We start from the raw sequence: 17440 nt of genomic DNA, 5'->3' as shown, positions 1-17440 counted from the left end.
TCATCAAGTGGGTGGACAGCCTGCCCCTTTAATTATCTGACCAGGAAAAAGACATGAACTACAGCTGTGAGAAACACAGTGAAGCCCAGGCGCATCGCGGTCGCACCTGCGTAGCATGCGAAATCGAGAGCCTGCAAAAGCAGATCACGGCAGCCCAGCTACTCAGCACGCGCATGTGGAACTGGATGAACAACCCAGAAAACACAGCGGTACGCAACGCTGAGCTAGATACAGAGCAGTTCCGCCAGCGGTTCTTGCAGGAGTTCCGGCAGGCCCGCTAATGCAAGATCGAATTTTAGAAATATTGGCTGTTACAGCCAAGGATTGGAATCTACCCGCCCCCGTGGCGGGTTTTTTTGGAGCCAGAAATGGAAACCCCAACGCCTGTAAAAGAAACATCGCTCGTGCTGCGCAAAGATCTACAGCAGATTCTTGGAGTCTCATCAGAAACGGTTAGACGCTGGCTCCGGACCGGAAAGCTGCCCCAACCAGACATCAAGCTCTCTCACCGCACCTCTGGATGGAATGCTTCAACGCTCAAGTCAGCTGGGGTCGACTTGTGGAAATAGCCAATCCGCCCAGGCCTGGAGCATTTCCCGTCTCTGAGGCAGGTACTCTGCTCTGTTGTAAGCCGCTCTCACCGAATCCGCGTGAGAGTGCGCCAATTGCTTTTCGATCACATCGGCGTTGTACCCGTTCTCGTTGCTCCACGTCGAGCCTACGGCACGCCACCCATGCCCCGTCATGCGTCCCTGATAACCCATGCGATACAACAAGTACAGAACCGCATTCTCGGAAATCGGGCGCCTGATAGAGCCCTCACTGGCCAACACATAGTCGCTGCCACGCCCCCTCACCCTGAGCACTTCCAGAATCTCCATGGCCTGCTTGCTCAGCGGCACCACATGCGGCCTGCGCTGCTTCATCCGCTCCGCAGGAACTCGCCACACATCCCCCTCAAATTCATCCCACTTTGCAAACCGCAGCTCTTTAGTTCTAACCCACGTCAACGCTAAGAGCTTGCATGCCAAGGCGCTTAACAGGTCGCCTTGAAAATTTAGGTGTCGGATCAGTTCCGGCACATCCTGCAGCTCCAGCGCAGCTTGTTGCCCCTTTTCCGGATGCCGGAAGGCCCTCTGAGGGTTAATCAGCGCCGCCGGATTGATCTGCGCGAGCCCCTGCTCCACCGCCCACTCAAAAACTTGGCTAACCCAGTTTCGAATTTTGCGCACATACACCAATCGCCCAGCAGCATCGACACGCATCAACTCGGTTAACAAATCATCTCTAGTGATACTGGGCAGTTCCTTATTGCCCAGGACAGGCCCCAAGTGCATCTCAATCCCACGGATAGCGTTGCTGCGGTATGAGGGCGACAGGTCTTGCCTGCCCTCCCAATACGTGCCTGACGCTTGCAATAATGTCACCGACTTTCTTTTTAATGATTTTCGGTCCTCCATGGGGTCAATACCACCGCGTAGCTGCTCCCGCACTTCAGCACGCCGCCTTCTAGCCTCAGCCAGGCCTACTTCCGGGTAGGCGCCGAAGGACATTGTTTTTTGCTTGCCCTCGAACCGGTAGGCCATGCGCCACACCTTCGCCCCCTTACTGGAGATCCAAAGGTGCAGCCCGCCGCCGTCAAACAATTTTTGTGGTTTGTCCGTAGCCTGAGCGGCACGGCACTGAGAATCAGTCAGAGTATTTGTAGGCATCCTGCGAGACCAGAAAATCGATACCAACAAGAATGCCAACAGATACGGTGTGGTGAACCGTGTTTTAGTGTGGGCCAGTGTGGGTATACGAGGGATTAAAAACGCGCCAAAGGCTTTGATTTTAGCGGGTTTTCGTGGTCTTACAAGCGTATATGAGGGGCGTTGATGGCGGGCCCAGCAGGAATCGAACCTGCAATCTTCCCTTAGGAGGGGAAAGTTATATCCATTTAACTATGGGCCCGGCGGGCTTTCTGTGGAGTGGGCCCAAGCAGGCCAGACGCCACATACACGGCAGGAATTCAGGCTTTACAACATATAAGGGCAGATCCGACGCCTTTTCTTGTCTGCAAAAAACCGGGTGTTTTCCTGCCTGCTGCTACTGAAAGTGCTACAGCAAAAAGGCGGTTCAACCTACCTGTCCTGCCTCTGTGCGCTTGTCAGAAAAGCAGCCGCAAAGTGTACCAGCTAGACCGCAGAGGTGAAAGGTTTGAAACAGCTTCACAAAGCGGCCCCAAGATACGCCAGACAAGCCTAAAAGCATCCAGACCACGAATGACTCCGTAGTCCAAAAACCGCCTCAGCCCCCAGTCTGGAAAGGTTTTCCCTGCCTTGCCGCTTACTGAAAAAACCCAAGCCCCGTCCACAACGCCATTTTCAGCCCTTTTTAGGACAAACCCCAATCTAAATATGTTGTTAATATATTTATAAAATATTAAGATCGATCCCATGCTCTGCCCCTGGCCGTCGGCCTCTGACAGAGCTGGACTATAAAAAAACCACTGGAGACAAACATGAATTCCAAACTTGTTGCATCCACCTTGGCTGGCCTGTTTTTACTAAGCGGCATGGCCTCGACACAGGCAGCCGAAATTAGCTGGCGCGTCCCGACTTCGGTTCCCGAAGGCTCCCCGTTTTATCAGAATTTTCTGGAGCGTTTTGCAAAGAACGTGAAACTCATGACGGGGGACCGTGTCGAGATTCAGCCCTTTGGAGCCGGAGTAATCGTTCCCGCCCTTAAAGTCTTTGAAGCGGTAGAAACAGGCGTGGTGGAAGCGGGCCACTCCACCTCCAGCTATCTGGTCAACCAGGACCCAGCCAATGCCATTTTTGCAGGGTATCCCGGCGGCATGGGGCCCGATGCCTATCGCGTCTGGCTCTATGAAGGCGGCGGCAAGGAAAAGCTGCAGGAACTACGTTCCAAAAATGGCCTGAAAACCATGATTGTGGGGCTGGGCTCCACCGAAGTGCTGGCGCACTCCAATACCCCAATCCGAACCGCTGAAGACCTGAAAGGGCTGAAGTACCGAACCTCCGGCGCCTGGGCCGATGTGATGAAAGACTATTTCGCTGCGGTTCCCACGGTTGTGCCTCCTGGTGATACCTACACCTTGCTGCAACGCAAAGGGGTCGATGCCGTGGAATGGGCAACTCCTTCTTCCAATACCCCAGAAGGTTTTCATCAGGCGGCCAAATACATCGTCGTACCGGGTGTGCACCAGCCTACTTTTATGTGGGAAGTCGTTCTCAAGCAGGAAACCTGGGACAAGGTGCCCGCCGATCTGCAGCCACTCATTGAGGCCGCCGCTGAGCTGACCACGCATCAATCGCTGGACTACTTCTATAACGCCGACATCAAGGCCATGGAGAAGTATCGCCAGGGACGCAACGAAGTCATCACCCTGGATCCGGCCTTCATCAAACAATTGGCCGAGGCTGGCAATGACTGGGTACACAAGAAAGCCGAGGCCCAGGCGCAGTCCGGCAACGACTACATGAAAAATCTGCTGGCGGACTACGATGGTTTTCTGACTCGTTGGCGCAGCGAGAGCAATTACCTGATCCGCGACTAAGTCCTACTTTCTGAAGGAGAGCTGCCATGCTGCAGCCTATTTCAAAACTGATCGACTTTGTTGCCCTTGTCAGTGCCAGGTTGGCGCAGTTGGCTGCAGCCATCCTGGTCACGGCCATGGTGTGGGAAGTCTTTGCCCGCTACGTGCTGCATGCGCCAACAGTCTGGGCCTTCGATATCGCGTACATGATGAACGGAGCCATTTTTCTGCTGGGCATGGCCTGGGTCATGCGTCAGAACGAACACATCAGCATTGATGTGGTTCGCAAGCACTTACCCAAGTCCTTTGCCCGTATTTCAGATGTAGTCCTGTACTTGCTGGTGCTGTTTCCCCTGTTTGCCGTATTGAGCAAAGTTGGCATCAACAAAGCCTGGATGGCCTGGAAGCTGAACGAAGTTGAAATGGTCAGCCCCTGGGCCCCCGTGATGTGGCCGTTCTACGCCTGCATTGCCATTGGTCTGGTCGCCTTCACCTTGCAACTGCTGGCGCATGGCTTGCGCTGCGCGGTCAACGGGCAAAGCCATACTGAGGTCGAGGTGAACCCATGAACTTATGGATTGCCGGACTGATGTTTCCCGCTCTGTTTCTGCTGGTTTTTCAGGGCATGCCCGTGGCGTTTGCACTGATCCTGCCGGCTTTTCTGGCGGGTTGGTACGCCTTTGGCCCCATGGTCTTTGATCAGATGTACGGTGCTCTGTATGGAGCGGCCACCAACCATATCCTGTCAGCGATTCCCATGTTTGTGCTGATGGGGGCGCTGCTGGAGCGTTCAGGTATTGCTGCCCGCCTGTTTCGCACCATGCAATTATGGCTAGGTGGTCTGCCAGGCGGGCTGGCCATTGCCACCATCGCCATGGCCGCCACCTTTGCCGCCGCAGCCGGTGTGGTGGGGGCGGTAGAGATCATGGTGGGGCTGATGGCCATCCCGGCCATGAAACGCTTTCGCTACAACAACTCCCTGATCGCCGGCACGATCTGCGCTGGCGGGTCGCTGGGCACCATGATCCCTCCGTCGGTGGTTGCAGTCGTCTACGCCTCCCTGGCACAGGTTCCGGTGGGAGAGTTATTTGCTGCCATGCTCTTTCCGGGCCTGTTGATGACCACGCTGTTTGTGGGCTACATCCTGATCGCCACCACGCTCAAACCGGAGCTGGGGCCTCGGGCGGACGACGAGGATATGCGCCGGCCATTGGGTGAAAAAATCAGTATTACGATGCGTGGTCTGGTTCCCATGATGCTGCTGATCATCGCCGTTCTGGGCTCCTTGATGAAAGGGATTGCATCGCCCACCGAGGCCGCTGCCCTGGGCGCGGCAGCCGCCGCTGTCCTGTGCATTTTCTACCGTCAGTTCAACTGGGACGTTTTCAGTGGAGCATTACGGATTACGGTACGCATTACCGCGATGATCATGCTGATTGTGGCCGGAGGCACCATGTTTACCGGCGCCTTCGCTGCCAATGGCGGCGCCAAGCTGGTACACATGCTGACCAGTGATCTGGGCCTGGGCAGCACCGGTACGATCATTCTGTTTCTGGGTATCGTATTTTTGCTGGGCTTTGTGCTGGACTGGACTGCCAACGTCCTGATTTGCGTGCCGCTGTTCCTGCCCTTTATTGTGGCAACAGGACTGGACCCCTTGTGGTTTGGCGTGATGGTGATTGTCGTTATTCAAACCAGCTATCTGACACCGCCCCTGGCCTCATCCATTTTCTACCTCTTGTCCATTGCCCCCAAAGACATGACATACGGACAAGTTTGTCGAGGTGTAATGCCGTTTGTTCTTGCTCAGTTACTGACCTTGCTGATCGTGGCGCTGTTTCCCGCGATTGCAACCTGGTTACCCCAGCAAGTCTCCGGCTTTTAACGTCATTTTTTGTATTGGAGTCTCTGTGAGTAGCGCCCCTGCCCCTTCTTCTCGTGCCGCTGAAACCGCTTACCAAGCGATTGAGCAGTTAATTGCCACACTCAAACTGGAGCCTGGTCAGGCCATTGTGGAAAGTGATCTGGTGGAAATGACAGGTTTGGGGCGCACCCCCTTGCGTGAAGCCCTGATGCGCATGGTAGCCCTGGGATTGATCGAGCAGCAGCCCCGCCGTGGTCTGCGTGTCAGTGAAATCCGTGTGGCTGAACACTTGACCCTGATTGAAACGCGCCGGGTTCTGGAGCGCCTGATTGTGCAGGGCGCTGCCCGCTGGGCAAGCCCGGCGCAGCGCAGCGCCTTGCTCGGCCACGCCCAGGCCATGGTCGATGCCGCCAACGCCAAGGATATCGACGCCTATATGCTGGCCGATCAGCATTTGGACGAAGTCATCCACCAGGCCTGCCGCAACACCTTTGCTGTGCAAGCGGTCACGCCCATGATCGTTCAGTGCAGACGATTCTGGTACGCCTATCAATACGAAGGCGACCTGGAGGCCGGCGCCCAAGCTCATTTCACACTGGCTGAAGGCATCCAGGCTGGAAACCCCGACTTGGCCTTGCAAGGCGCTGAAACGCTAATGGCCTACCTTAGCGCCTTCACCCGCAAGGTCATTGAGTAAACCGATAGACCAACGACTAATAATCTGGAGACATCATGAATCTGAACGGAATTCTCGTTCCCATCGTTACCCCGTTTGACGCCAACAACCAACTAAATGAAGCCGCTCTGGAGCGCCTGGTCGAGTGCTTTATTGAAGCCGGCGTGGGTGGCATCGTGGCTTGTGGCACCACGGGCGAATACTACGCACTGAGCGCACGAGAGCGCCGCCGCGTGCTGGAGATTGTTGCCAACACCGGCCGTGGCCGTACAACACTGATTGCCGGCGTGAACTCCATGTCACCTGCCGAAGCCATCAGCCGAATCCGCGAAGCCGAGGAGTTGGGTTACGAAGCGCTGATGCTCTCCCCCACTCCTTACAGCCTGCCGGGCCAAAATGAAGTGGTGGCGTATTTCAAAGAAGTCGCCGCCGCCACCGAACTGCCTATCGTCATGTACAACTTCCCGGCACGCATCGGCATCCAGATCGAGCTTGAGTCCGTTTACGAACTGGCCAAGGTCAAGAACATTGTGGGTATCAAGGAGAGCAGCGGTAACTTCAGCCGGGTAGTGGCCATGGTCAATGCCAATCTGCCCGATTTTCAGGTGGTGTGTGGTTGTGATGACCAAGCCGCAGACTTCCTGTTCTGGGGCGTCCGTAGCTGGATCAGTGGCGGGGCCAATGTGTTTCCGGCCGAGCAGGTTCAAATGCTCAAAGCGGCAGAACAAGGAGACTGGGACAGCGTGCGCCGCATGATGGCCGCCATGCTGCCCGCCATTGCCGCCATGGAATCGGGTAACTACAACCAGAAGGCCAAACTGGGTTGCGTGCGTCACGGCATTGATGTCGGTTCGGTACGCCTGCCCCTGCTACCCGTCGACGCGCAGGAACGGGATGACTTCCTGGCACAAATCAACGCTTACCAAGTCGAACAGGAGGCTTGAATGTCTACACAGAAAGAGACGGTCTTTGAGTTGGCCCGCGCCGGCAAGCTGCACGCTTCCCATTTGATTCCTGGCCACCCAACCACGGCTGCGGGCTTGCTCGATAACATCAGCCCTATTGACCTGACCGTGATTGGCAAAATCGCCGCTGGCCAAGCCTCGGATGTAGAAGCGGCGGTCACTGCCGCACGCGCAAGTTTTGAATCCGGGCAATGGTCCGAGCTGTCTCCGGCTGACCGTAAGAAGATCATGCTCAAGTGGGTGGCCTTGTTGGAGCAACACGCCGAGGAACTGGCTGCGCTCGATTGTGTGGATGCAGGCAAACCCATTACCGAATGCCTGAACACCGATATGCCAGCCACCATCGACACCTTCAGTTGGTATGCGGAAGCGGCTGATAAATGCTTTGGCCGAATCTCCCCCACTGGCACAGAAGCACTGGGTTTGATCACCAAAGAACCCATTGGTGTGGTGGCCGCCGTATTGCCCTGGAACTTCCCGGCCCAGATGTACGCCTGGAAAGTGGCCCCAGCCCTGGTATGCGGCAACTCGGTGATTGTGAAACCATCCGAGCTGACCAGCCTCAGTGCCTATCGCATGACACAACTGGCGCATCAGGCAGGCATCCCGGAGGGGGCGCTCATTCTGATCACAGGCACAGGAGAAGAAGTAGGAGAACCGTTGGGACGACACGAGGACGTGGACATCGTGTCGTTTACCGGCTCCACCGAAGTGGGACGCCTGTTCCTGAAATACTCTGCGGAAAGCAATCTGAAAGAAGTCGTGCTGGAATGCGGCGGTAAAAGCCCTCAGGTCGTTTTTGAGGACGCCCTGCTGGACGAAGCGGTTCCCTCCATCTTGGCCGCCGCCTTCTGGAACATGAGCGAGAACTGCAGTTGCGGCTCCCGCCTGATCGTACACAGCAGCCTGAAAGACACACTGCTACACAAGCTCAAGCAGGGCTTGGACTCCTGGAAAGTGGGCTTGCCTACCGACCCGGATGTGTCTATCGGACCGATGGTCGAAAAAGCGCACTTTGAAAAAGTGGCCAGCTTTCTGCAGAACCCCGGTAAAAACGCCCAACTGGTCCATGGTGGGCGTGTCCACAGTGACTTGGGCAGTGGCTGGTATATCGAACCCACCATCTTCGATCACATCACTCCACAAGACCGCCTGTTCCAGGAGGAAGTGTTCGGCCCCATCCTGGCCGTCACGACCTTCGAGACAGAGGAACAAGCCATCGCCTTGGCGAATGACACCCAATACGGCCTGGCCGCCTCCATCTACACACTGGATGTACGGCGCGCACAACGTGTCTCGCGCAAGATCAAAGCAGGCACCGTGTCGGTCAATGGTTTTTCCGAAGGGGATATCACCGCGCCCTTTGGTGGCTTCAAACTGTCCGGTTTTGGCGGCAAGGACAAGGGAATGGAAGCCCTGGATCAGTACCAGCAAACCAAGGCGATCTGGTATGTGAATCAGTAATCCGCTCCTTGCGCGGCTCAGGCAGTAATAAGCAGGCCGCTGTACACACCGCCCCCCCCCCAAACTTCTGGACATGAAAGCGGGGGGCGGTTCTTGTCCGTGAGCGGATCCGGATTCTTGAGCCGGTATGACATCCTGCTTCCAGGTCTCGTCCGGCCCACTCGGCATAGGGTGTTCACGATGTGACACTGGTCATCAGCCCTCAGCGGGCAAAACAACACTAGTAGAAAAAAGCCCCCCGCTCCAAGGGCACAGTCTTGTCGGTACACACCCGTTTCAGCTCCTGCGCGAACAACTTGTCCACCGGACGCTGCTGACCGGCCACCCGTGTAAAAAGCGCGATCGGTGACAGCCCCCATTCAAAGGAATACGGCACGATGGCCACCCCGGATACCCGTACCAGTTCCTCGGCAATTTCAGTGGGAACCACGGAGACGGCCCGGGAGTGATTCACGATCAACTCACCGATCAGCTTGGGTGAAGACGTTTCCACGCTGGGCACAGGCTCGGGCAAGCCCGCGCGTAAAAACAGGTTGGCCACCTGCCGTCGCATGGGCGTACTGCGCGGCCCCAGAATCCAGTCCAGATCCTGCAACTGCGACCAGTCCAGCTTGCGACGTCCCAGTCGGCCTGCCAGTTCCCGACTGGCAATCAGACGCGGTTGCTGCGCGTACAAGGCCTCATGGCGCAGCCCTTTCATATTCAGATCCGCAGAGCTGCGCGCCACCACGGCATCCAGGGCATGATCACGCAATTGTTCCAGCAGGGTTTCCGTCAAACCTTCGGTAATGCTGACAGAAACCACCTGTCCCTGAGGGCGGGTCGCCCGCAAGGCCGTAGAAACCAGTTTGCCGGACACAAAAGGAATCACACCCAGACGCAAATGCGCTTGCCGCCCCATGCTGTGCGCCTGCAAATCCAGACTCAACAATTCCATGTCCTGGACCATCGCCCGAGCGCGTGAAATCACGATCTGACCTTGGGGTGTTGCCTCCATGCCACGGGAGGAGCGCAAAAACAGCGGCGTGCCAAAAACTTGTTCCACCTCGGCCAGGGCCTGGGTCACCGCAGGCTGGCTCATCGCCATTAAATCCGCCACTTTGGTCAGCGACCCCAGGCGTTCGATCTCGATCAGCAAGGCCAAGTGGCGCAGCTTGAGTCGTTGCACCAAGCGATGCGCGATTTCGTTTGATTCCAAGCCCTTACCTCTATCCATAAGCATTTACTAATAGGGTAATAATAAGCCCTAATACCCGGGCCTGTTTAATTATCTACACTTGTTGAAAACCGGCAGTGACGCACTATTCGCCACGCCTTCCCTGGATTTCACCAAACACCTGTTTGGCGCCTGAACAAAAGGACACGCAATGAGTTCACCAGTAGATCGACAAGCCGCCCTGGATTACCACGAGTTCCCCATTCCCGGCAAAGTCACTATTGCCGCGACCAAACCTTTGGTCAGCCAGCGTGACCTGGGCCTGGCCTATTCCCCAGGTGTTGCTGCCGCCTGCGAAGAAATCGTGGTTGACCCACAAAATGCCTTCCGCTACACCGGCCGTGGCAACCTGGTGGGCGTGATCTCCAACGGTACTGCCGTGCTGGGCCTGGGCAATATCGGTGCCTTGGCCTCCAAGCCCGTGATGGAAGGCAAGGCCGTTTTATTCAAGAAGTTTGCTGGCCTGGATGTCTTTGATATCGAAATCAACGAAACCGATCCCGACAAACTGGTGGACATCATCGCCGGCCTGGAGCCTACCTTCGGGGGCATCAACCTGGAAGATATCAAGGCACCCGAGTGTTTTGAGGTTGAGCGCAAGCTGCGCGAGCGCATGAACATCCCTGTCTTTCACGACGACCAGCACGGTACCGCCATCTGCGTGTCGGCAGCGTTTCTGAACGGCCTGAAAGTTGTCGGCAAAGACATCAAGAAGATCAAAGTCGTGACCTCCGGTGCCGGTGCGGCCGCTTTGGCGTGCCTGGACCTGATGGTGGACATGGGTCTGCCCGAAGAAAACGTCTGGGTAACGGACATTGATGGTGTGGTCTACAAAGGCCGCCCTGGCCACCAAGTGCCCGAGCTGGCTCGTTTCGCCAAAGAAACCGAGGCCCGCAAGCTGGCGGACGTCATCGAAAACGCCGATGTGTTCCTGGGCCTGTCCGCCGGCGGTGTGCTGAAAGCTGAAATGCTGCAAAAGATGGCAGACCGTCCTTTTGTGATGGCGCTGGCTAACCCCACCCCCGAAATCCTGCCTGAAGTGGCCAAAGCCGCCCGCGACGACGTGATCATGGCAACTGGCCGTTCGGACTTCCCGAACCAGGTCAACAACGTGCTGTGCTTCCCCTACATCTTTCGCGGTGCGCTGGATGTGGGCGCCACCACGATTACCCGTGGCATGGAAAAAGCGGCTGCCCGCGCCATTGCTGCTCTGGCCGAAGAAGAGCAAGACGAAGCAGTAGCCGCAGCCTACGGTGGTTATGGACTGAGTTTTGGCCCCGAGTACCTGATTCCCAAACCCTTTGATCCCCGTCTGATCGTGCGTATCGCCCCCGCCGTGGCCCAGGCGGCCATGGAAGAAGGCGTGGCAACCCGCCCTATCGCCGATCTGGAAGGCTACATTGCCAAGTTGCAACAGTTTGTCTACCACTCCGGCGCATTCATGAAGCCCGTTTTTGCCATCGCCAAGCAACTGGTGCGCGAAGGCGGCAAGGCTCGCATCGTCTTTACCGAGGGCGAAGAGGAGCGTGTGCTGCGTGCCGTACAAGTGATTGTGGATGAGAAATTGGCTCACCCGATTCTGGTGGGCCGCCCTGCCGTACTGCTGTCCCGCATCAAGAAATTCGGTCTGCGCCTGCGTTTGGGCGTGGATGTGGAAGTGACCAATCCGGAATCGGACGACCGCTTCCACCAGTACTGGACCACCTATTGGGAAAAAATGTGCCGTCGCGGGATCAGCAAGGAAATGGCTCGCGTGGAAATGCGTCGCCGCCTGACGCTGATTGGCGCCACCATGGTGCACCTGGGCGATGCCGATGGCATGATTTGCGGCACAATCGGCTCCTACCACAACCACCTGCGCTACATCGACGAGATGATCGGTCGCAAGCCCGACTCCAGCGTGTACGCCGCCATGAACATCCTGCTCCTGGGCGAGCGCACGCTCGCCCTGACCGATACACACGTCAACGACGACCCGAATGCGCAGGAAATTGCGGAATACACGATTGAAGCGGCCCGCATGTTGAGCACGCTGAGTCTGGAACCCAAGGTAGCCCTGCTGTCGCGCTCTAACTTCGGTTCGGATTCAGCCGCCTCCGGCCCCAAGATGCGCGAAGCGCTCAAGCTGATTCACGAACAGGCACCGGACCTGCAAGTAGAAGGCGAAATGCACGCCGACTGCGCGCTGGACGAGGCCCTGCGTAGCCGCACCTTGCCTAACTCTTCGCTGACAGGCTCTGCCAACCTGCTGGTCTGCCCGAACGTGGATGCCGGCAATATCAGCTACAACCTGCTCAAAACCGCCGCCGGCAGCAACGTCGCCATTGGCCCCTTCCTGATGGGTGCCAATGCTCCTGTGCATATTCTGACTTACAGCTCGACCGTACGCCGCATCATCAACATGACAGCCCTGACCGTGCTGCAAGCCAATCGTGGCTAAGCCTTAGGGCTGACATAAAAAACCGGCCTGCAAAGGCCGGTTTTTTTATTACTACCTCTGATTCAAACCTTATTCCAGCTTGATATTGCCTTTCTTGACCACGTCGTGGGCCCAGTCGTACTGCTCTTTGATTTCCTTGGCGAACTCTTCAGGCGAATTACCCGAAGGTGTTGCTCCCTGCTTTTCCAGGGCAGCAATAATTTCAGGCTTTTTCAAAGCCTCAACAGCGGCTGCATGCAACTTGGCAACAATTTCAGGAGGCGTACCCTTAGGGGCCAGCAGACCATACCAGGCTGGACTATTTAGCTGCGGGTAACCTTCCTCAGCCAGGGTCGGCACATCTTTGAGCGCAGGCAGACGTTCGGGCCAGGCAATCGCCAGGGCGCGTAAATTACCAGCCTGAATCTGAGCCATGGAGGAAGGCAAGTTATCAAACATGGCGTTGATCTGGCCACCAACGGCATCGGTCACAGCAGGACCGGAGCCCCGGTAAGGCACATGGACGATATCTGTGCCGGTTGCCAGCTTGAAGGCTTCACCAAACAAGTGCAACACCGAGCATGTCCCGGAGCTGCCATAAGAATATTTACCGGGATTCGCTTTCAACTGCTGCACGAACTCTTTGAAGTTTTGTGCCGGAAATTTGGGATTGACCTCGATCACGTTGGGCAGGTTGGCAAAGTTGCTGACCGGCAAAAAGTCTTTCAAGGGATCATAGGGCAGATCATTGGGACGGCAGGCGGGGTTCACGGCCAAGGTCGAGACAGTCGCGATCGACAAGGTGTAGCCGTCAGGTTTAGCGCGAGCCGCCTCTGCCGCTCCAATAGCGCCACCGGCACCACCCTTGTTTTCTATCACCATGGATTGACCCAACACTTCGCTCATGCCCTTGGTCACAATACGCGCCACAATATCGGTGGAGCCACCGGGCGCAAACGGAACAATGACGCGAATCGCCTGATTAGGGTAATCCGCTTGAGCGTGCGCGACATTGGCCGTGCCGATCATGGACAAACTTGCACAAAGGGATAGCAGTGCAAATTTCTTGGGAAACTTCTCTATCATGGGAACATCTCCTCTTTCGTCTTTTTGTAGATCCATCCCCTGGGTAAGGGGAACCAAACAATAATAGCGCAGCTAATCCCCAACCATTGTTAATTGTGAAAGCAGATACTTACAGGGGATATACCTATATCTGCCTTTAACGACCGTCATTATGACCACCATTTTTCCGCTGATCCTGCCCGATTTTCTGTTGATTGCACTGGGGGCTTTGTTGCTGCACCGCTTCCATTTCGGTCGGGATTTTTTCCAGGGTGCTGAAAAACTAGTCTATTACGTGCTGTTTCCTGCACTGCTGTTTGATTCCATTACCCGTATCCCCCTCAATTTGGCTGACACGTGGCCTCTATTAGTGGCTGCCGCTGTTTTAATTTCTGTCGGCACCTTACTGGCCTGGCTGGCCCTGCCTATTTTGAAACCCGAACTTTTGCAGCATGCGGCCCTGACCCAATGTGCATTTCGCTTCAATACCTATTTAGGGATGTCCCTGGCCAGCGCGATTGCTGGCCCACCGGGAGTGGCGGTCATGGCCTTGCTGGTAGGTTTTTCGGTTCCCATGGCCAATATGGTGGCCGTCACCGTGCTGGCGCGTGGGCAACAAGGCCGCATCGCAATCGAACTGCTTAAAAATCCCCTGATCCTGTCTACCGTAGCGGCATTGGCCTGGAATCTGGCTGGTTTGTCCGTACCAGGCCCGGTTCAATTGGCCTTTAGCCGCTTGGGGGCCTGCGCCTTGGGGATTGGTTTACTGTGTGTCGGTGCCGCCCTATCGCTGCAAGGCTCGCGCCGGGCGGGCGCACTGATCAGCTGGATCACGGCCATCAAACTGCTGGCTTTGCCCCTGGCTGCCTTGGCAACTGCCTGGGTGTTGGATATGAGCCCACTGGAGCGCCAGATGTTACTGGTGTTTGCCGCTCTGCCTACGGCCTCTTCTGCCCACGTCCTGGCTGCCCGTATGGGGGCCGATAGCCGCATGGTCGCGCTAACCATGTCGATCGGCACTATACTAGCGGGCTTGACCATTCCGCTGTGGTTATCCCTTGCTACCTGATCCTCGCCTATGAATCCGCATGCGTTGACCCTGTCCTTGCCTGACGAGGACGCCACCACCGCCTTGGCCGAGCGACTTGCTCCCTTGCTTAGCGGTCAGGTGCCTGGCGTACCCCTGGGGGGCCGAATTCACCTTCATGGTGATCTGGGCGCCGGTAAAACCCACTTCGTTCGCGCCCTGTTACGAGCCTGCGGTGTTACCGGTCGTATCAAAAGCCCCAGCTACGCTTTACTTGAAAGTTATAAAGTTTCTAGCTTATACTTCTATCATCTTGATTTCTATAGATTTAGCGATCCACGAGAATGGGTCGATGCAGGTTTTCGCGATATTTTGCAAGACAATGCCGTTGTGCTGATCGAATGGCCCGAAAAAGCAGGGGATTTATTGCCCGAGCCCGATCTGGATTTACACCTGGATTATTGCGGTGACGGTCGTTTGGCCACTCTGGATGCACACAGCGCCAAAGGAACGCTATGGATTACGACACTCGCCCCCAGCCTGCAGAAGTAGCCCCCGCCGGCAAGGCCCGTCGCCGATTCGTCGCCACGGCCACTACCCTGTTCCTGCTTCCTGTCATCCCGCGACTGGCGAACGCCAGCACCATCGTGGCCGTCCGTACCTGGCCGGCTGACGAATACACCCGCGTCACCCTTGAAATGGATAGCGAGCTCAAGGCCGAGCACTTCACGCTGGAAAATCCCCATCGCATGGTGGTGGACATCCAGGGACTGACCATGAACCGCACTATCGAGGAGCTGGTTTCCAAAGTCCGTCCTAACGATCCCTATATTCGCTCGGTACGTGTGGGCCAGAACCGGCCCGACGTCGTGCGTCTGGTACTGGATCTGAAACAGCCCATCGCCCCCCAGATCTTTACGCTCAAGCCCGTTGGTGAATACAAGTACCGTCTGGTTCTGGACTTGTACCCGCGCGTGGCCCAGGACCCGCTACTGGCCCTGCAAATTCAGGACGACGATGACCCCTTGGCTTCCGTGCTGGAAAGCCTGGCTCAAAATTCGCCTGACGCTCCAGTGCCAACTGTCCGAGGGCAATCCCTGCCACCCGCTGTGGCACGGACTCCCCCACCCGTCAGCACCCCGCCCCGCGCTCCTTCGCCGGCGGCAACACCTGGCACACCCAATCGTCCTTTGTTGATTGCACTGGACCCCGGTCATGGCGGAGAGGATCCCGGTGCCATTGGTCCGGGTGGTACGCGCGAGAAAGATGTGGTGCTAAACATCGCTCGACGTTTGAAGCGCCTGATTGATGCGCAGCCCAATATGCGTACGTATTTGACGCGGGATTCAGACTTTTTCGTCCCGCTGCAAGTACGTGTGCAAAAAGCTCGACGGGTAAAGGCGGATCTGTTTATCAGTATTCACGCAGATGCCTGGATCAAACCTAGCGCGCGTGGCTCGTCCGTGTACGCTTTGTCTCAAAACGGGGCAACCAGCTCGGCGGCCCGTTGGCTGGCAAAAAAAGAGAATGATGCCGACTTGATCGGCGGTCTGAACCTGGGTTCCCATAACCGGCAGGTCGCGCAAATTTTGCTGGACCTGTCTACGGCTGCCCAGATCAACGATTCGGTAAAAGTGGGCTCGCGTCTACTGGGCGAGATCGGCAAGATCAACCGCCTGCATAAACGTCGTGTCGAGCGCGCCGGTTTTGCTGTGTTGAAAGCCCCCGATATTCCTTCAATTCTGATTGAAACGGCATTTATCAGTAATCCGGAAGAAGAACGTCTGCTTCGTAGTTCCTCGCATCAGGACAAGATCGCCCAGGCTATTTTGACGGGCATTCGAGGCTATTTTGCCGAATTCCCGGCATTGGCCAGCCGCAGTTGAACCGTAAAGCCCCACACAAAAAGCGCACCAGATTTCTGCTGCGCTTTTTTTGATCTTTGGCAATGCCCACCAGCGTAAACTCATTTCATCAGGCCCCGTAGTCGCTACACTAGCCGTATTTCTTTTTACGGCGCCGTTACGTGAAAACAGGTTAACCAGTACTCATTTCCAAGAGATAGTCGATGAGACAAACAAGGGCTCTATCCACTTTCTTTCGCCGTTCCAACAAAGCCTCATTGTGCCTGTACAGTCCGGCTCCTTACCCGTCTCCCCTGCCCTTCATCCCAGGCCAGGGTAGTCCGCGCGCCTGTCGCGAATCACCTCCCTGATCGGCTCACCCTGCAGCCATGTGCTGGTCGGCTCAACGACCAGGCACACACACACCCTGCCATGTCCTCCGAGCGTTCTTGCATTGGCTTCAAACGACAAGGAAAAAATCATGAAATCCCCCCCCTGCCTGCTTATTGTGTACCTATGCCTGTCCCTGATAGCCGGGCCAGCCCGTGCTGATGACGACTGCGATGTCCCAGTACAGCAATGGCAAAGCCGGGATGCGGCCCTGGAGCATGCCGCTCGTCTGGGCTGGCAGGTGCAACGCCTGAAAATTGACGACGGCTGCTATGAAATTCGCGGCCGGGATGCTCAAGGCCGTTCGTTCAAAGCCAAGCTTGACCCGCAAACGCTACGCATCGTGAAAATGAAAGTGCGCGAGGGTCACGACAAACCGGAGCGCGAACGTGAGCGCGAAAGGAATCACTGAAGCCTGCACTTGGCCGCCGTCCTTCCTGCCCTCAACCCTGAAGTTGTTTCCCTTTGATCACACCGGAGAACCATCATGTCCAAGCGTTTTCTTCTCACCACCCTGGCTGCAGCCTGTACCGTGGCCCTGCCCTCTTTAGCGCAGGGCCGTACCGTGGCACTTTCCACTACCCTCAAAGACTACGGCGGTGACGGGGCCTATTTGGCCGTCTACCTGACCGATGCCCAGGGCGCGTATGTACGCACACTGTGGGTCGCCGGCGGCAAAGCCAAATACTACAAGCATCTGGCAGACTGGAATCGCTTGTCCGCCAGCGATGGCCAACGCCTGCAAGGAGTAACCGGCGCCAGCGTCGGTGCCGGGCGCACTCTGGAGGTGACAGCAGAACTGGAGGATGCCCTGATTGACGCCGGCTACGAGCTCCGTGTCGATGCCGCCGCCGAAGACATGCGGGATAGCCCATCGGAAATCCGTGTTCCCCTGACTGCCGCCAACGCGGGCTCGCCACAGACAGGCAAACAATATATTCAATCCCTGACCTATCAGTTGCAGTAAGG

The 17440-nt window shown here is 56.6% G+C and carries 16 protein-coding genes and 1 tRNA gene; 13 read left to right on the top strand and 4 right to left on the bottom strand.

Annotated features, from left to right (window positions below):
- Positions 1–53 precede the first annotated feature (53 nt).
- The gene (locus OKX01_RS04025; RefSeq protein WP_264672477.1) at positions 54–281 is read left to right on the top strand and encodes a hypothetical protein; all 228 of its coding nucleotides are present in this window, start codon (positions 54–56) and stop codon (positions 279–281) included.
- Between the two features lie 261 nt (positions 282–542).
- Here OKX01_RS04025 and OKX01_RS04020 read toward each other — a convergent pair whose 3' ends face one another.
- The gene (locus OKX01_RS04020) at positions 543–1712 is read right to left on the bottom strand and encodes a tyrosine-type recombinase/integrase (protein WP_264672476.1); all 1170 of its coding nucleotides are present in this window, start codon (positions 1710–1712) and stop codon (positions 543–545) included.
- 166 nt (positions 1713–1878) lie between these two features.
- Positions 1879–1953, bottom strand: a tRNA-Arg gene (locus OKX01_RS04015).
- Between the two features lie 550 nt (positions 1954–2503).
- Between OKX01_RS04015 and dctP the strand changes: the two genes are divergently transcribed.
- From dctP to OKX01_RS03985, 6 genes are read left to right on the top strand one after another with little or no spacing between them, the layout of a single operon-like run.
- The gene (dctP, locus tag OKX01_RS04010; RefSeq protein WP_094195810.1) at positions 2504–3562 is read left to right on the top strand and encodes a TRAP transporter substrate-binding protein DctP; all 1059 of its coding nucleotides are present in this window, start codon (positions 2504–2506) and stop codon (positions 3560–3562) included.
- A gap of 26 nt (positions 3563–3588) precedes the next feature.
- Complete coding sequence (locus tag OKX01_RS04005) at positions 3589–4110, top strand: TRAP transporter small permease subunit (protein WP_121738228.1); 522 nt, start codon at positions 3589–3591, stop codon at positions 4108–4110.
- Positions 4107–5426, top strand: a complete 1320-nt coding sequence (locus OKX01_RS04000) for a TRAP transporter large permease (RefSeq protein WP_094195808.1) — start codon at positions 4107–4109, stop codon at positions 5424–5426. Before OKX01_RS04005 ends, OKX01_RS04000 begins: the two co-directional genes overlap by 4 nt.
- A gap of 25 nt (positions 5427–5451) precedes the next feature.
- Entirely contained in the window at positions 5452–6102 is a 651-nt protein-coding gene (locus OKX01_RS03995; protein ID WP_094195807.1) for a GntR family transcriptional regulator, read from the top strand.
- 35 nt (positions 6103–6137) lie between these two features.
- The gene (dapA, locus tag OKX01_RS03990; protein ID WP_264672475.1) at positions 6138–7025 is read left to right on the top strand and encodes a 4-hydroxy-tetrahydrodipicolinate synthase; all 888 of its coding nucleotides are present in this window, start codon (positions 6138–6140) and stop codon (positions 7023–7025) included.
- The gene (locus tag OKX01_RS03985; RefSeq protein ID WP_230019082.1) at positions 7026–8510 is read left to right on the top strand and encodes an aldehyde dehydrogenase; all 1485 of its coding nucleotides are present in this window, start codon (positions 7026–7028) and stop codon (positions 8508–8510) included.
- 220 nt (positions 8511–8730) lie between these two features.
- Here the strand turns inward: OKX01_RS03985 and OKX01_RS03980 are convergent, their stop codons facing one another.
- Positions 8731–9726: a LysR substrate-binding domain-containing protein gene (locus tag OKX01_RS03980; protein ID WP_094195804.1), complete on the bottom strand. Its 996-nt coding sequence runs from the start codon at positions 9724–9726 to the stop codon at positions 8731–8733.
- Positions 9727–9877: 151 nt separating this feature from the next.
- Between OKX01_RS03980 and OKX01_RS03975 the strand changes: the two genes are divergently transcribed.
- A complete protein-coding gene (locus OKX01_RS03975; protein WP_094195803.1) occupies positions 9878–12166 on the top strand; it encodes an NADP-dependent malic enzyme in 2289 nt (762 codons plus the stop codon).
- A gap of 69 nt (positions 12167–12235) precedes the next feature.
- Here OKX01_RS03975 and OKX01_RS03970 read toward each other — a convergent pair whose 3' ends face one another.
- The gene (locus tag OKX01_RS03970; protein WP_234354421.1) at positions 12236–13174 is read right to left on the bottom strand and encodes a tripartite tricarboxylate transporter substrate binding protein BugE; all 939 of its coding nucleotides are present in this window, start codon (positions 13172–13174) and stop codon (positions 12236–12238) included.
- Positions 13175–13382: 208 nt separating this feature from the next.
- On the opposite strand from OKX01_RS03970, the gene OKX01_RS03965 reads away from it, so the two are divergent.
- The 5 genes from OKX01_RS03965 to OKX01_RS03945 all read left to right on the top strand — a co-directional run bounded on the left by OKX01_RS03965 (position 13383) and on the right by OKX01_RS03945 (position 17438).
- Positions 13383–14279 (top strand): AEC family transporter, encoded by an 897-nt coding sequence (locus OKX01_RS03965; protein WP_264672474.1) that lies wholly within the window; start codon positions 13383–13385, stop codon positions 14277–14279.
- 9 nt (positions 14280–14288) lie between these two features.
- Positions 14289–14789: a tRNA (adenosine(37)-N6)-threonylcarbamoyltransferase complex ATPase subunit type 1 TsaE gene (tsaE, locus tag OKX01_RS03960; protein WP_094195800.1), complete on the top strand. Its 501-nt coding sequence runs from the start codon at positions 14289–14291 to the stop codon at positions 14787–14789.
- The gene (locus OKX01_RS03955; protein WP_094195799.1) at positions 14753–16123 is read left to right on the top strand and encodes an N-acetylmuramoyl-L-alanine amidase; all 1371 of its coding nucleotides are present in this window, start codon (positions 14753–14755) and stop codon (positions 16121–16123) included. Before tsaE ends, OKX01_RS03955 begins: the two co-directional genes overlap by 37 nt.
- 439 nt (positions 16124–16562) lie before the next feature.
- Positions 16563–16883 carry a PepSY domain-containing protein gene (locus OKX01_RS03950; RefSeq protein WP_094195798.1) on the top strand — a complete coding sequence of 107 codons (321 nt, stop codon included), beginning with the start codon at positions 16563–16565 and terminating at the stop codon, positions 16881–16883.
- 75 nt (positions 16884–16958) lie between these two features.
- Positions 16959–17438 (top strand): DUF2271 domain-containing protein, encoded by a 480-nt coding sequence (locus tag OKX01_RS03945; RefSeq protein WP_094195797.1) that lies wholly within the window; start codon positions 16959–16961, stop codon positions 17436–17438.
- The last annotated feature ends 2 nt before the right edge of the window (positions 17439–17440 follow it).

Source organism: Alcaligenes sp. SMD-FA, assembly GCF_025960365.1.
GTDB classification, from domain to species: Bacteria; Pseudomonadota; Gammaproteobacteria; order Burkholderiales; family Burkholderiaceae_B; genus Alcaligenes; species Alcaligenes aquatilis.
Note: the sequence above shows the minus strand (reverse complement) of the source record. Positions and strands in the feature narration are given on the sequence as shown.

Bases quoted from the DNA above. Each gene is read 5' to 3' on its own strand.
- OKX01_RS03950 (WP_094195798.1), top strand. From the start codon at position 16,563: ATGAAATCCCCCCCCTGCCTGCTTATTGTGTACCTATGCCTGTCCCTG.
- OKX01_RS03970 (WP_234354421.1), bottom strand. From the start codon at position 13,174: ATGATCGGCACGGCCAATGTCGCGCACGCTCAAGCGGATTACCCTAAT.
- tsaE (WP_094195800.1), top strand. From the start codon at position 14,289: ATGAATCCGCATGCGTTGACCCTGTCCTTGCCTGACGAGGACGCCACC.
- OKX01_RS04025 (WP_264672477.1), top strand. From the start codon at position 54: ATGAACTACAGCTGTGAGAAACACAGTGAAGCCCAGGCGCATCGCGGT.
- dctP (WP_094195810.1), top strand. From the start codon at position 2,504: ATGAATTCCAAACTTGTTGCATCCACCTTGGCTGGCCTGTTTTTACTA.
- OKX01_RS03945 (WP_094195797.1), top strand. From the start codon at position 16,959: ATGTCCAAGCGTTTTCTTCTCACCACCCTGGCTGCAGCCTGTACCGTG.
- OKX01_RS03965 (WP_264672474.1), top strand. From the start codon at position 13,383: ATGACCACCATTTTTCCGCTGATCCTGCCCGATTTTCTGTTGATTGCA.
- OKX01_RS03955 (WP_094195799.1), top strand. From the start codon at position 14,753: ATGGATTACGACACTCGCCCCCAGCCTGCAGAAGTAGCCCCCGCCGGC.
- OKX01_RS03980 (WP_094195804.1), bottom strand. From the start codon at position 9,726: ATGGATAGAGGTAAGGGCTTGGAATCAAACGAAATCGCGCATCGCTTG.
- OKX01_RS04000 (WP_094195808.1), top strand. From the start codon at position 4,107: ATGAACTTATGGATTGCCGGACTGATGTTTCCCGCTCTGTTTCTGCTG.
- dapA (WP_264672475.1), top strand. From the start codon at position 6,138: ATGAATCTGAACGGAATTCTCGTTCCCATCGTTACCCCGTTTGACGCC.
- OKX01_RS03985 (WP_230019082.1), top strand. From the start codon at position 7,026: ATGTCTACACAGAAAGAGACGGTCTTTGAGTTGGCCCGCGCCGGCAAG.
- OKX01_RS04020 (WP_264672476.1), bottom strand. From the start codon at position 1,712: ATGCCTACAAATACTCTGACTGATTCTCAGTGCCGTGCCGCTCAGGCT.
- OKX01_RS04005 (WP_121738228.1), top strand. From the start codon at position 3,589: ATGCTGCAGCCTATTTCAAAACTGATCGACTTTGTTGCCCTTGTCAGT.
- OKX01_RS03975 (WP_094195803.1), top strand. From the start codon at position 9,878: ATGAGTTCACCAGTAGATCGACAAGCCGCCCTGGATTACCACGAGTTC.